Source organism: Nocardia sp. NPDC005825 (genome assembly GCF_040630175.1).
GTDB lineage: Bacteria > Actinomycetota > Actinomycetes > Mycobacteriales > Mycobacteriaceae > Nocardia.
In genome coordinates, this window is sequence record NZ_JBEXXC010000013.1 from 137,004 (window position 1) to 150,544 (window position 13,541).

Sequence of the window (13,541 nt, forward strand, 5' to 3'; positions counted from 1 at the left end):
GTAACTGACGGAACAGCGCTTGACAAGTTTCGGGATCAAGCTGTTACCAACAGAAACTCAGAGAGGAAGCACTGTGTCTCTGCAGGCGGGTCGACGCAATCAGGGTGGAGCAGCACATAATTGGTTAATACATCAACAGCTGGTCGGAACCGGATCCCCGCGGAAACGCGACTCCACGTAGTTCCAGGCATCCGGGAAACCCGCCACCGCCGTGGTCATGTGCTCGGCGATCTCGAAGGGCCGGAACATCACCGGCGCGCCGGCCTTGCAGTAGCGGTCGGCCACCTCGGCCACCGGATCGAACGACGTCAGCTCGTCGAACCGGCCCTGCCAGAAGTAGGTCGGGGCGCCAGGGACGGCGGTGTCGTAGCGCAGGCTGTTCTCACGCAGTACCTCGTGCGCCACCGGGCTGTCCATCAGGCTCTTGGAGGCGGCCATCTGCTCGGCATTGCGGAAGATGCCGTGGAACAGCAGGAAGCGACGGCAGGCGTCGTGGGTGAACTCGCGGAACCACAGGCCGTTCTCATTGAGTTGATCCGAGATCGGCAGGCGGTCCGGGTATTCGCGCTCCAGGCCCATGGCCGCGGCGAAGGCCAGGCCGAAGCCCGGGTGCGGGGCGAAGCCCAGCGACAGCGCCATCTGCTCCAGGTCGGCCGGAATGCCGCCCGCCACCACGGCGTCCAGCTTCAGGTCGGGGGCGTACTCGGGCTGCATGGCCCCGGCCCACGCGGTCGCCATGCCGCCGCCGGAGTACCCCGCCAGCGCCACCGGCGAATTGCCCAGACCCAGCTCGGCGACCTTGCGGACCGCCTTCACGCTGTCCAAGGTGACCATGCCGCTCAGCTTCGCCGCGCCGTAGGCCACGTTCGGGCCCAGGTAGTCCGGCATGGAGATGGCCCAGCCGCGGCCGATCGGCAGCATGGCGCCGGCGCCGTCCTGCAGTTCGCCGTTGAACAGCGAGCGCGACGGGTTGCACTGCGAGCCCAGGGAATTGATCAGGGCCTGGTAGGAGACCAGCGGCGGGTTCTTGACGCCCTTGGGCATCAGCACCGTGGTCATGCCCAGGATCGGCCGACCCTGGGAATTGGTGGAACGGAAGGCGACCTGCCAGCCGTCGGTGCCCACGTACAGGCCCGGGTCGATGCGCCGGGTGCGGACCACGTCACCGGGCGCGAAACCGCCCAGGTCGGCGGGCGGGCTGTAGAAAGGATCGGGATCCTGTGTGGGATAAAGGGGTTGAGCCGATACGGGGGCGCACACCGACCCCGCGGTCAGGATGCTCAAAGCCAGGACCACCGCCCTGGCGGATCTTGCGAACAACGACGTTCCCTCACACTTCAGCCGTTCGAGTCTCGCGCCCCGACTGCACGGCGAACGAACGGTCGACCAACAAGCAACGGATTGGCATGCGGCACAGCCGCGCCCATGAACCGGAAGAGGACAGACAGCAAGCCTCTCGCGAATCGTCCAGTGACGCTACAGCTAACCTGGGCTAACGTCCAGGCATACCGACAAACCCGGCACGAACTGTCAGCGGGAAGTCCCACTGAGCAGACGATCGAGCCCACCGATCAGGAAAACTACCTGGTCCTCGTACAAGTCCGATAATTCCTGCGCGGGTGGAGGAGTCGTGGCCGGGTGCCAGTCGTCGGCACGACTGAGCGCCTGCAGGAAACCCATGAGGGCAATGGCCCAGCGGGCTTCCAGACGATCGGGATCCGAGGCCGGGAAGGCGCGGCGCAACTGGACGTGCAACTGATCGGGCAGGTCCTGCTCGGCGGTCGTCAGCGCCGGATGCGAGACCAGCGAGAGCTGGGTGACGATCTTGATCCACCGCATGCCGCGAGTCCGGTGCGCCAGCAGCAGGTCTCGATAGGGCTCGGTGACCGCGCGCACCAGCGTCTCCGCGGTCGGCGGCTCCGGGCGTGCCGCCAGCACGTCGGCATTGGCGCGGATGCGATCACGCACCGTGGCGCCCAGATCCAGCAGCACCGCGGCGATCAGATCGTCCTTGGTGCCGAAGTGGTAGTTGACCGACGACGGACCCAGCCCCGCCGCGGCATTGACCGCGCGCACCGACACCGCGTCCACGCCCTGGGCGGCGAACAGGCGCTCGGCGGTCTTCACCAGCCGGGTGCGGGTCGCATTGCCCTGGCGGTTCTGCATCGGGACGGTCACGCCCACGAGCTTCGCACACCGGCGACGCGGATCCCGCAACGCGGGGTGCTCGATTGGATCGACCGACCGATTTAGGGACGCCGAAACCGCCCATTATCGAGGCAGTAACAAGGCTTCCACCTCAGTTTTCAAATCATGCCCACTCACCGGGACCGCGACATTTCTGGATCACTTGATCCAGGTTTACTCGGGGAACCGCTCCGGACGACGAAGCCCGGCGCACTGGGTAAGGAGATCCCGCATGTGGACCGCTGAATCGATGAAGTTCGGGGCGTTCCTGGCCCCGTACCACCCCCTCGACGCCGACCCGGCCCTCCAGCTGCGGCGCGACATCGATCTCATGGAACACCTCGACCACCTCGGCTTCGACGAGGCCTGGATGGGCGAGCACCACTCCACCGGCGCCGAGATCGTGCCCGCGCCCGACGTTTTCATCGCCGCGGCCGCCGAACGCACCGAACGCCTGCGCTTCGGCACCGGCGTCATGTCGCTGCCCTACCACCACCCGCTGGTCACCGTGGACCGCATCACCCAGCTCGACCTGCAGACCCGCGGGCGGCTCATCTTCGGCACCGGGCCCGGCAAGATCCCGCTCGACGCGCACATGATGGGCATCAACCCCTCCGACCAGCGCCGCCGCCAGGGCGAGGCCCTGGACGCGATCCTGGCGCTGCTGCGCGGCGAAGTCGTCAATATGACCACCGACTGGTTCACCCTGCGCGACGCGCGCGCGCAGCTGCCCACCTACGATCCGGCCGGGATCGAGGTCGCCACCGCCTCCACCATCTCCCCCAACGGGTCGGTGCTGGCCGGCACGCACGGGCTGTCGCTGCTGTCGCTGGCCGCCAGCTCGCCCATGGGATTCGAAGTGCTGGACCGCAATTGGGGCGTCTACGAGAAGGCGTGCGCCGAGCACGGGCACGTCGCCGACCGGTCGCGGTGGCGGCTGGTCAACCCGATCTTCCTGGCCGAGACCCGCGAGGAGGCCGAGCGCGCGGTGAGCCGGCGCATCGGATCCATGGCCGCGTACGTGAACCGGCAGACCGGCGAGAACCCGGCCTGGGCCGACACGCCCAAGGGGATCATCGACCAGTGGCGCAATGACAACCTCGGCGAATTCGGGCAGGCCATCATCGGCACGCCCGCCGAGGCCATCGAGCGAATCGAGAAGCTGATCGAGAAGACCGGCGGCTTCGGCACCATGCTCGTGCTGCACGTGGACATGGCCAGCTGGGAGGACACCAAGCGCAGCTATGAGCTGTTCGCCTCGGAGGTGATCCCGCACTTCAAGAATCGCAACCGCCGCCGCGAGGACAGCCTGCAGTACGCCGCCGACAACCGGGAACTGCTGATCGGGCAGCTGGTCACCGCGATCACCAAGGCCCACACCGACTACTACGGCGAAACCGCCGCGACGGGAGCCTGACATCATGCGCGCCACACAGTTTCTGAACGGCGAGTTCACCGCCACCGAGGTGGCCGAGCCGCCCGCCCTCGGACCCGGCCAGCTGCGCATCGCGGTCGCCGCGTGCGGCATCTGCGGCAGCGATCTGTCGATGTCCAAGGACCCCTGCCGATTCGTGCAGGTGGCCACCGACAGCGGGTATCCGCTCGCGACCTTCGACACCGAGCGGCCGGTGGTGCTCGGGCACGAATACGCGGGCACGGTCAGCGAGATCGGTTCCGGGGTCACCGATTTCGCGGTCGGGGACCGGGTCGCCGGGATCGGGCTGGCCACCGAGACCGCCACCGGGATTCCGACGATCATCGGCTACTCCAACGACTATCACGGGGCGTTCGGCGAGAGCATCGTGGTGGACTCGTGGTGGGTGCGGCACGTGCCCGACGGGTTGTCGCTCGAACACGCCACCCTGGCCGAGCCGCTGCACGTGGGCGAGATGCACGTACAGCAGTCGGGGCTGACGCCCGAGGACTCGGCGCTGGTGATCGGCTGCGGGACAATCGGACTCGGGGCCATCATCGCGGCCAAGGCGCGCGGGGCGCGGCTGGTGGTCGCCTCCGAACCTTCCCCCAAGCGCCGCGAGCTGGCGCGGGCGGTCGGCGCGGACATCGTGGTCGATCCGAACGAACAGGATCCGATCGCGGCTTGGATGGCCGCGGTCGCACAGCAGGATTCGGTCGTGGGCCAGTCCGGCGCCGGCATTCTCATCGCCTTCGAATGCAGCGGGCGCGCCGGAATCCTCGGCACGCTCATGCGGACCATGCCGTTCAATTCGCGCATCCAGGTGGTGGCCGCGCCGTTCGCGGACGAGCCGATCATTCCGGTGGTGGGCCAGTTCCGGCGGATCGCCATCAATTTCGGGCACGGGCCCTACGAGAACGCCTACGAGATCACCCTGGAGCGATTGGCGTCGGGGCAGATCGACGCCGAGGCGATCATCACCGGCCGGGTCGGGCTCGACGGCGTGGCCGAGGCGTTCACCGCGCTGCGGGACCCGGAGGAGCACGTGAAGATCCTGGTGCTGCCGGGGCGCTGAGCTGCCGGTTCCGCCCGATCCGGGGGTGGAGGGCGACATGGGTTGGGGCCCTCCACACCGGGTTTGGCTAACGTCTAGCGATTTCGAGACAAAGCGCCCCGGAGCGGGTCCGCCAGTTCCTCCACGTGACAGGTTATTCTGGCGAAATGTCGGCAAACAATGCTGTTGGGGAGGACGTGGCGACCACGGGCGAGGCCCAGGTGATTGCCCTGTGCAATCAGAAGGGCGGCGTCGGAAAAACCACCTCGACGGTCAATTTAGGTGCCGCGCTTGCCGAGTGCGGACTGCGGGTGCTGCTGGTCGATCTCGACCCGCAGGGCGCGCTCTCGGCGGCGCTCGGCGTGGCCCACCACAACCTGGAATTGACCGTCTACGACCTACTGAGCCCCAACGCTCCGCCCATCGACGATGTCGTGATCAAGACCGCCGTCACCAATCTGCATCTGCTGCCCAGCAATATCGACCTCTCCGCCGCGGAGATCCAGCTCGTCAACGAAGTCGGCCGCGAACACTCCGTCAGCCGGGTGCTGGACCCCATCCGCGACCGCTACGACTACATCCTCATCGACTGCCAGCCGTCGCTGAGCCTGCTCACCGTGAACGCCCTGGCCTGCGCCGACGGCGTCATCATCCCCATGGAGTGCGAGTTCTTCTCGCTGCGCGGCCTGGCCCTGCTCAACGACACCATGGAAAAGGTGCGCGAACGCCTCAACCCGCGCCTCGAACTGTCGGGAATCGTGGTCACCATGTTCGACTCCCGGCTGCTGCACTCGCGCCAGGTCCTCGACCGCGTCGCCGACACCTTCGGCGAACGCCTCTACGACACCATGATCTCGCGCACCGTCCGCTTCCCCGACTCCACCATCGCCGGCGAACCCCTCACCACCCTGGACCCCAAATCCAAAGGCGCCGAACAATACCGGGAACTGGCCCGCGAATTCCTCAAGCGCTCCGGCCGAGACGAGGCCCAGGGCTCCCTGTCCTTCACGCAGTAGATCTACCGCGCGACCTCCGACGCCAGTGCGGCGCGGTGGGTTTCGACGGCCTGGCGGGTTTCCTCGGTGACCAGGTCGGCGTTGATGTGGGCGCCTGCCATGGCGCCGGCGGCGGCGGAATTGCCGACCTGGGCGGAGAGGTCGGCGACGTTTCCGGCGGCCCAGACGCCGGGGGCTTCGGTACGGCCGGTGGGGTCGGCGGGGATGTAGTCGCCTGTGCCCGAGGGGTGGGGTGTGGGGGTGAGACCCAGGTCGGTGAGGAAAGACGCTCGGGCCTTCATGTGGGTGGGGGCGGCGAGGATTTCCCGGGGGATGACGGTGCCGTCGGTGAGGCGGACGCCGGACAGGTGGTCGGCGGTGACCTCGACCGAGGCGATCTCGCCGGGGACGACTCGGATTCCCCTGGCGGCCAGTTGTTCCGATTCCTCCTCGGTGGGCGGGGTGTTGGTGTGGGCGAAATAGACGATGTCGTCGCTCCACTGACGGAAGAGCAGGGACAGGTGGATGGCCATGGGGCCCAGGCCCAGCACGCCGATCGGGCGGTCGCGGACCTCCCAGCCGTGGCAGTACGGGCAGTGGATGACGTCGTGGCCCCAGCGGTCGCGCAGACCCGGAATGGCGGGAAGTTCGTCGACCAGGCCGGTGGTGACGAGCAGGCGGCGGGCCCGGACGGTGCGGGCGTCGGCGAGAGTGACGACGAAATCGTCACCGTCCCTGCGGATTCCGGTCACCTCACCGGAGACGATGTGGCCGCCGTAATCGCGGACCTCCTCGCGGCCGCGGGTCAGCAGTTCGGCGGGCGGGACGCCCTCGCGGGCGAACAGGCCGTGCACCCGGTCGGCGGGGGCGTTGCGCGGGGCGCCCGCGTCGATCACCGCCACCGTACGGCGGGCCCGGGCGAGCATGAGGGCTCCGTTCAGGCCCGCGGGTCCGCCGCCCACCACCACCACGTCGTAGCTGTCGTTCAGCTGATCGGTCATTGATGACCACCTCCTGCCTACGACCATGCGGACCGCGCGGGCATATCGGCAACCTTCTTTGCCGATGTGGCAAACTGGAGTCATGACCGAGGATATCGACGCAGCCCTGGAAGGGGTGGGCCTACGACTCCGTGAGCTGCGTAAACAACGGGAAACCACATTGGCCGAGCTGTCCACGGAGACGGGAATCTCGGTGAGCACGCTGTCGCGGCTGGAATCCGGTGCGCGGCGGCCCACCCTCGAGCAGCTGCTGCCGTTGGCGCGCGCCCACGGCGTCACCCTCGACGAACTGGTGAACGCGCCCGACACCGGGGATCCGCGGGTCCACATGCGCCCGATCACGCGCGGCGGGATGCAGATGCTGCCGTTGACCCGGCGGGCGGGCGGCATTCAAGCGTTCAAGATCATCATGGATCCGAGATCCGGTCGCACCGAACCGAATCCGCAGACCCACGAGGGCTACGAGTGGCTCTACGTCCTCAACGGCCGATTGCGGATGATCCTCGGCGCGCACGACCTGGTGTTGGAGCCGGGCGAGGCCGCCGAATTCGACACCCGCGAACCGCACTGGTTCGGTGCGGCCGACGATCGGCCGGTCGAATTCCTCAGCCTGTTCGGCAAACAGGGCGAGCGCGCCCACTTTCGCGCCCGGCCCCGCAAGGACTGACCGCACCCCGAAGGACTGATCAGGCCGGGTAGCGCGGTCCGATCAGCGCCAGGGCGGTTTCCACCGCCACATCGATGATCTCGGTGACATCGCGCCCGTCCTCCACCGTGGAGGCGATGAGTTCGCGGAAGCCGCCGTAGAGGATGGTCGCCATCTGACGCGTCGGCGGATGCAGCCCCGCGCCCTGGAATTCCATTGTGCCGGTCAGGTTTTGGATCAGGGTGATGAACGCGTCCGCGGCGTCGTGCTGCAGTTCCCGGGCCCGCTCCCCCAGCGCCGGGATATCGCGGATCCAGGCCAGCGTGACGGGGGTGTCCTCACGCGAGGCCCCGATCCACGCCTCGATCGCCTGATGGATCTGGGTGTCCCACGGCGCGGACACGTCCACGGCGGCGTAGATCTGCGCGATGGTGTCGTTGTTGCGTTCGGTCAGCAGCGCGACGAAGCAGTCCTGCTTGTCGTCGAAATGCTCGTAGAAGGTGCGGCGCGAGGTCTTGGCCAGGCGCACGATATCGGCGACCGTGGTGTCGCGATAGCCGCGTTCGCGGATCGCGTCGGCCATGGCATCGAGCAGCCGACGCCGGAAGCCGGACTCGGCGGCGGTGTCGGCGCTGGTGGCGGGGTCGGCGCGGGTCACGAGCATCAGCGTAGTTTGCCCGGATCTCGGTGGGCGCCGCGACGGCCGGTGTGTTCGCCGCGGCGCTGGTCACCGAGGTCAGGCGGTCACCGATTCGGGTCCGCGATCGACGCTGGCGGCACGCACCGAGCGGCGGCCGAAGCGGATGGTGCCGTCCTCGATTCGCCCGTGCCGCAAGGTGATCACGTCCTGCGCGTAGTTCATGCCCAGCCGCCACGGCGGGCGCGATCCGGCCTTGGGGAAGCGGTCCATCGACCGCAGCACGTAGCCCGCCTGGAAGTCGAGCAGCGGCGTGCTGGTCACCGCCGGGTCCGGCCACGGCGTGGCCTGGCTGTACCCGTGCTCGTCGAGGTGCCGCAGCAGCCGGCAGACGAATTCCGCGACCAGGTCGGCCTTGAGCGTCCAGGAGGCGTTGGTGTAGCCGATGGTGAAGGCGAGATTCGGGACGCCACTGAGCATCATGCCCTTGTAGGCCATGGTGTCGGAGGCGGCGATCTCGCGGCCGTCGACGGTGAGCGCGATGCCGCCCAGCGCCAGCAGGTCCAGTCCGGTCGCGGTCACCACGATGTCGGCGGGCAGTTCGGTGCCGGATTCGAGCCGGATGCCGTCCGCGGTGAACCGTTCGATGCGGTCGGTGGCCACCGAGGCGCGTCCGGCGCTGATGGCGCGGAACAGATCCCCGTCGGGCACCAGGCACAGCCGCTGATCCCACGGGTTGTAGCTGGGATTGAAATGCGTGTCGACGTCGTAGCCGTCGGGCAGCTGCTTGATGGTGAGGTTACGAAAGAACTTGCGCATCATGGCGGGTCGCCGCTGGCTGAGCTGGTAGATGACGGTGCCGATGGCCACGTTCTTCCAGCGGGTGACGGCGTAGGCGCGCCGCTCGCCCAGCCATTGCCGCAGCTTGGTGGCGACGGCGTCGACGCTCGGCGCGGACATGATGTAGGTGGGTGAGCGCTGCAGCATGGTGACGTGCGCGGCGGTCTCGGCCATGGCGGGCACCAGCGTCACCGCGGTCGCGCCGCTGCCGATCACCACGACCCGCTTTCCGGCGAAGTCGAGTGCGGCGGGCCAGTGCTGCGGATGCACGACCTGCCCGCGGAACTCGTCGAGCCCGGCGAACTCCGGGACGTACCCCTCGTCGTAGCGGTAGTAGCCGCTGCACAGGTAGAGGAAGTCGCAGGTGATGGTCGAGGCCCTGCCGTCGTGCTCGTATCCGACGGTCCAGCGCGCTTCCTCCGAGTCCCACGAGGCTCCGGTCACGCTGTGCCCGTAGCGGATTCGCCGGTCGATGCCCGCGTCGGCGGCGGTCTCGCGAATGTAGGACAGGATGGCGGGCCCGTCGGCGATGGCCTCGGCCGCCACCCACGGCCGGAACCGGTACCCGAGGGTGTGCATGTCGGAGTCCGACCGCACGCCCGGATACCGGAACAGATCCCAGGTCCCGCCCATGGCCTCGCGGGCCTCGAGGATGGCGTAGCCGCGGTCCGGAAACGCGTCCTGCAGATGATGCGCCGCCCCGATGCCCGACAGTCCGGCCCCGACGATCAGCACGTCCACGTGTTCGGTCATCGTCCCGCTCCCTTCGCGGCCCGGCTCCGCACCAGGCCCATCACGGCCGACAGCACGTCGAAGTAGTGCGTCGGGGTCACCCGGGTGAGGGTGTCGAACAGATACGCGTCGGGTCCGACGAGGATGCGCGCCTTGCCGCGTTCGACTCCGCGGCAGATGATCTCGGCCGCTTTCTCCGGGCTGGTCATGGTCATGGCCTCGAATTCGGCGGCCATCTGCTCGTGGCTGCGACCCCGGCCCTCCGGGTCCTGCCGGACGCGGCCGTTGCGGGCGATATTGGTGCGGATGCCGCCGGGGTGCACGGTCACCGCCGAGACGCCGGTCCCCCGCAGTTCCTGCCGCAGCGCGTCGGTGAATCCGCGCACCGCGAATTTCGCCGCGCAGTAGGCGCTCTGGTACGGCATGCCCGCCAGCCCGAACACGCTGGAGGTGTTGACGATCGCGCCGCTGCCCTGGTCGACCAGGATCGGCAGGAAGGCCCGCGTCCCGTTCACGACGCCGTCGAAGTTGATCTGCCGCAGCCATTCGTCGTCCTCGGGCACGGTGTCGAGCACCGAGGAGGACACGGCCACACCGGCATTGTTGAAGACCGCGGCCAGGGGTGCGGTCAGCCACGCCTTCACCTCTTCGGCGAAGGCCAGCTGGTCGGCGGCGTCGCGCACGTCCAGCACCCGGGTCAGCACCGGCCCGTTCAGTCCGGCCGCGGTCTGCTTCAATCCGTCGGCGTCGATGTCGGCGATGGCCACCGGCGATCCACGGTGGGACAGCAATTGGGCCAGCCCCCGCCCGATTCCCGAGGCCGCGCCGGTGATCATGACCGGGTGGCCGGACAGCGGCCTAGAGGTTCGGGGCATCGGAACTCCTGGATTCGGCGGTGCGGATGTGGGTGTCGATGAGGTCGGCGAAGGTGGGCCAGAGCGCGACCGGCAGATCGTGGCCCATGCCCGGCACGGTGTGCAGGCGCGCGCCCGCGATCGCGGTGGCGGTCACCGCGCCGCCGGTGGGGTTCACCATCCGGTCGCGGTCGCCGTGCACCACCAGGGTGGGCGCGGTGATGGTCCGCACCTCGCGAGTCCGGTCCCCGGACTTGAGGATTCCGGCGAGCTGTCGCCCCACGCCCGCCGCCGGGCGCGGATCGCGATCCCAGGTCAGGCCCGCCGTCGCCCGGATCCGCGGTTCGTCGAGGGGATATCCGGCCGACCCGATGTGCCGGTACATGCGCACCGAGCCCTCGATGTGCTCCTCTCGTGTGCGAGCGGGTTTGGCGAACATGCGCATCCAGGTGGACGGCGCGGGCCGCCCGACGCGCGGCGCGCCCGTGGTGGAGAAGATCGACGTCAGCGAGGACACCCGATCGGGATAGCGGGCGGCGACGGTCTGGGCGATCATTCCGCCCATCGACATGCCGACCAGATGCGCCGACCGCCAGCCGAGGATGTCGAGCAGTCCGGCGGTGTCGGCGGCCATGTCCCCGAGATCGTATTGCTGTGCGTCCCAGCGCTTCCGGGCCATGGCGAGACCGCCCGGCGGCCGGAATCCGGCGTGGGTGGAGGTGCCGACGTCGCGATTGTCGAACCGCACCACGTCGTAGCCGCGGACCACCAGCTGTGCGACCAGACCGTCGTGCCATTCGTGCTTCTGCTGCCCGAGCCCGGCGATGAGCAGCAGCGGCACACCCGAGCCCTGCCGCTCGTAGGTGAGGGTGATGCCCCGCCCCACCTCGGCGACCCGCTCGCTCATGCGGTCACCTGCTCGCCGCGCGCGTTCCGGGAGTCGGCGGATTCGTTTGTGACAGCGCTGGATTCGACCGGCACCGCGCCGGTCTCGACGGATTCGCCGGCGGCGGTCGACCGCGGCGTCCTGCGGTACACGACCGCACGCCCCTTCTTCGCGGGAGCCAGCGCGACCCCGCGGAAATGGGTGCGCTCGTCGGGCGCGTCGGTGGGCGCGAGGGTGAAATCGCGCAGCAGCACCCGCAGCACCACGTTCATCTCCATGGTCGCGAACGCCGCCCCGATGCACCGGCGCGCGCCGCCGCCGAACGGAATCCAGTTGAACGTCCCCGGCCGCGCCTCGAGGAACCGGTCCGGGTCGAAATCGCGTGGGTTGGTGAACAATTCCGGATTGTCGTGCATGAGCCGGATACTGACCAGCACGTGCTGGCCGCGCGGCAGCGTCCAGCGGCCCAGCCGGAAATCGTCCACCCGCACCTTGCGCGCGGTGGCGTCGATGACCGGGCGCACCCGCTGGACCTCGAGCAGCGTCGCCTCACGCAGCGCGGAGCCGCCCGCGTCGGTCTCCTCGACCAGGCGCGCCAGGATGTGCGGGTGCCGGCGCAGCCGTTCGACGGTCCAGGCCAGCGAGGTGGCGGTGGTCTCGTGGCCCGCGGTGAGCAGGGTGAGCAGCTCGTCGGCGATCTCGCTCTGTGTCATGGCCGAGCCGTCGTCGTAGCGGGCCTGCAGCAGCATGGCCAGGACATCGTCGCGGTCGGCCAGGTTCGGGTCGGCGGCCGCGCGGCGGATGAGCCGTCCGACGATCTCGTCGTAGCTCGCGCGGTGGGCCTGGAACCGCGCCCACGGCCCGAAGCGCCCGAACAGCCCCTGCGGCACCGGCAGCGCCGCGAGCGCGGAGGCGACCAGCACCAGTTTCGGGATCACCTCGCGCAATTGCTCGAATTCCGCTCCCTCCGCACCGAATACGGCGCGCAGGATCACATTGAGCGTGATGCGCATCATCGAATCCATGGTCGCGAATTCGCGCCCCGACGGCCAGGTAGCCATCTCGCGGACGGCCTCCTCCTCGATCAGCGATTCGTAGACCGCCAGCCGCCGCCCGTGGAAGGGCGGGGTGAGCAGTTTGCGCTCCTTGCGGTGTTCCTCGCCGCGCCGCGCGAACAGCGAACCGGGGCCCAGGAATTGGCCGAGGTTGATGTCGAGATTGTCGACCAGATCGGTGTGGGTGGTGAACAGCGCCTTCACCTCGGCGGGGTCGGACAGCACGACGGTGGGCCCGAAACGCGGCATCGACACCACGAACGCCGACCCGTAGCGCTGATGCAGCCGCCGCCAGGCGCGGGTGCGCCCGGCCAGAATCTCGATGCCCTGCACGAAGCCCGGCGTCGTCGGTCCGTCGGGCAGTGTCACTGTGGTCATGCGCCATCTCCCAGCGTGGTACCTCTGCGTACCAGCGCGACGGTACGCCCGTGTACCACGGTGTGGCAAGGGTCACTTTCGCGACGCCGGAGGCGAGGGGGTGGCTTTTCCGCTTACTGGCCGGTGCCGACGAGCAGCGCGACGATGGCCTGGACGAATCCCTCGATGCGTTCACGGGGGTATACATCCGGTTCGCTGACCGCCATCCGGCCCAGCATCTCGGCGATGGTGAGCAGGGAATCGGTGAGCAGGCCGGAATCGATTCCGGCCCAGCGGGAATCGGTGATCAGGCCCATGCGGACCAGGGCCTCGGCCTGGTCGAAGATGCCCGCGCGGGAGCTGCGGATGGCCTCGCGGTATTCGTCGGGGGCATTGCCGGGGCCCGAGAGCAGCAGTCGCCACCGGGTCGGATTGTCCAGGGCCACATCGACGAACGCCCGGACCGAGGCGGAGGCGGCGACCACCGGATCCGCGCCGAGCAGATCGGTGGGCAGGGTGTCGGCGACCTGGTCCAGGGCGCGTTCGCGTTCGCGTTCCAGCAGAGCGGCGACCAGTTCGGCTCGGGTCTTGAAGACGGTGTACAGCACGGGTTTTCCCACGCCGGCCTCGACGGCGACGGCCTCCATGCCGAGTTCGTGGAGTTCGGCCTTCTCCAGGACCGCGAAGGCGGCGTCGAGCAATTGCGCGCGGCGTTCCTCGGGTGGCAGCCGGGGCGCGTAGCGCCGGCGCGGGCGGTCCGCCGTCATGCCCTCATCCCCTGCCTCCACCTTCATCGGCCCCATTCTGTCATTCCGGATCGCGAGGTCACACGCCCGTCCAGGGTAAAGCTACGCCACCGTTGTATTCATTCCGGGCAATTGCT

Annotated in this window: 13 protein-coding genes; 4 read left to right on the forward strand and 9 right to left on the reverse strand. The window is 68.7% G+C overall.

What is annotated here, in order from left to right; all coding sequences use genetic code 11:
- Positions 1-132: 132 nt before the first annotated feature.
- Positions 133-1,296: a lipase family protein gene (locus ABZ382_RS29605; RefSeq protein ID WP_357095774.1), complete on the reverse strand. Its 1,164-nt coding sequence runs from the start codon at positions 1,294-1,296 to the stop codon at positions 133-135.
- Positions 1,297-1,530: 234 nt separating this feature from the next.
- Entirely contained in the window at positions 1,531-2,178 is a 648-nt protein-coding gene (locus ABZ382_RS29610) for a TetR/AcrR family transcriptional regulator (protein ID WP_357095589.1), read from the reverse strand.
- A gap of 241 nt (positions 2,179-2,419) precedes the next feature.
- Between ABZ382_RS29610 and ABZ382_RS29615 the strand changes: the two genes are divergently transcribed.
- From ABZ382_RS29615 to ABZ382_RS29625, 3 genes are all read left to right on the forward strand, one after another.
- Complete coding sequence (locus ABZ382_RS29615) at positions 2,420-3,604, forward strand: LLM class flavin-dependent oxidoreductase (RefSeq protein ID WP_357095591.1); 1,185 nt, start codon at positions 2,420-2,422, stop codon at positions 3,602-3,604.
- 4 nt (positions 3,605-3,608) lie between these two features.
- Entirely contained in the window at positions 3,609-4,676 is a 1,068-nt protein-coding gene (locus ABZ382_RS29620) for an alcohol dehydrogenase catalytic domain-containing protein (protein ID WP_357095594.1), read from the forward strand.
- Between the two features lie 146 nt (positions 4,677-4,822).
- Positions 4,823-5,671 (forward strand): ParA family protein, encoded by an 849-nt coding sequence (locus tag ABZ382_RS29625; protein ID WP_357095595.1) that lies wholly within the window; start codon positions 4,823-4,825, stop codon positions 5,669-5,671.
- 2 nt (positions 5,672-5,673) lie between these two features.
- Here ABZ382_RS29625 and ABZ382_RS29630 read toward each other — a convergent pair whose 3' ends face one another.
- Positions 5,674-6,651 (reverse strand): NAD(P)/FAD-dependent oxidoreductase, encoded by a 978-nt coding sequence (locus ABZ382_RS29630; protein WP_357095597.1) that lies wholly within the window; start codon positions 6,649-6,651, stop codon positions 5,674-5,676.
- Between the two features lie 82 nt (positions 6,652-6,733).
- Here ABZ382_RS29630 and ABZ382_RS29635 point away from each other — a divergent pair, with 82 nt between their 5' ends.
- Positions 6,734-7,318, forward strand: a complete 585-nt coding sequence (locus ABZ382_RS29635) for an XRE family transcriptional regulator (RefSeq protein ID WP_357095600.1) — start codon at positions 6,734-6,736, stop codon at positions 7,316-7,318.
- A gap of 19 nt (positions 7,319-7,337) precedes the next feature.
- Here ABZ382_RS29635 and ABZ382_RS29640 read toward each other — a convergent pair whose 3' ends face one another.
- The 6 genes from ABZ382_RS29640 to ABZ382_RS29665 form a co-directional block, all read right to left on the reverse strand.
- Complete coding sequence (locus ABZ382_RS29640; protein WP_357095603.1) at positions 7,338-7,955, reverse strand: TetR/AcrR family transcriptional regulator; 618 nt, start codon at positions 7,953-7,955, stop codon at positions 7,338-7,340.
- Positions 7,956-8,033: 78 nt separating this feature from the next.
- Complete coding sequence (locus ABZ382_RS29645) at positions 8,034-9,527, reverse strand: NAD(P)/FAD-dependent oxidoreductase (RefSeq protein ID WP_357095606.1); 1,494 nt, start codon at positions 9,525-9,527, stop codon at positions 8,034-8,036.
- Entirely contained in the window at positions 9,524-10,381 is an 858-nt protein-coding gene (locus tag ABZ382_RS29650; RefSeq protein WP_357095609.1) for an SDR family NAD(P)-dependent oxidoreductase, read from the reverse strand. The genes ABZ382_RS29645 and ABZ382_RS29650 overlap by 4 nt, the downstream gene beginning before the upstream one ends.
- Positions 10,365-11,267, reverse strand: a complete 903-nt coding sequence (locus ABZ382_RS29655) for an alpha/beta hydrolase (protein WP_357095612.1) — start codon at positions 11,265-11,267, stop codon at positions 10,365-10,367. The genes ABZ382_RS29650 and ABZ382_RS29655 overlap by 17 nt, the downstream gene beginning before the upstream one ends.
- On the reverse strand, positions 11,264-12,679 hold the full coding sequence (locus ABZ382_RS29660) for a cytochrome P450 (RefSeq protein ID WP_357095614.1): 1,416 nt from the start codon (positions 12,677-12,679) through the stop codon (positions 11,264-11,266). Before ABZ382_RS29660 ends, ABZ382_RS29655 begins: the two co-directional genes overlap by 4 nt.
- A gap of 113 nt (positions 12,680-12,792) precedes the next feature.
- Positions 12,793-13,452, reverse strand: coding sequence for a TetR/AcrR family transcriptional regulator (locus ABZ382_RS29665; protein ID WP_357095617.1), 660 nt, complete (start codon positions 13,450-13,452; stop codon positions 12,793-12,795).
- Between the last annotated feature and the right edge of the window lie 89 nt (positions 13,453-13,541).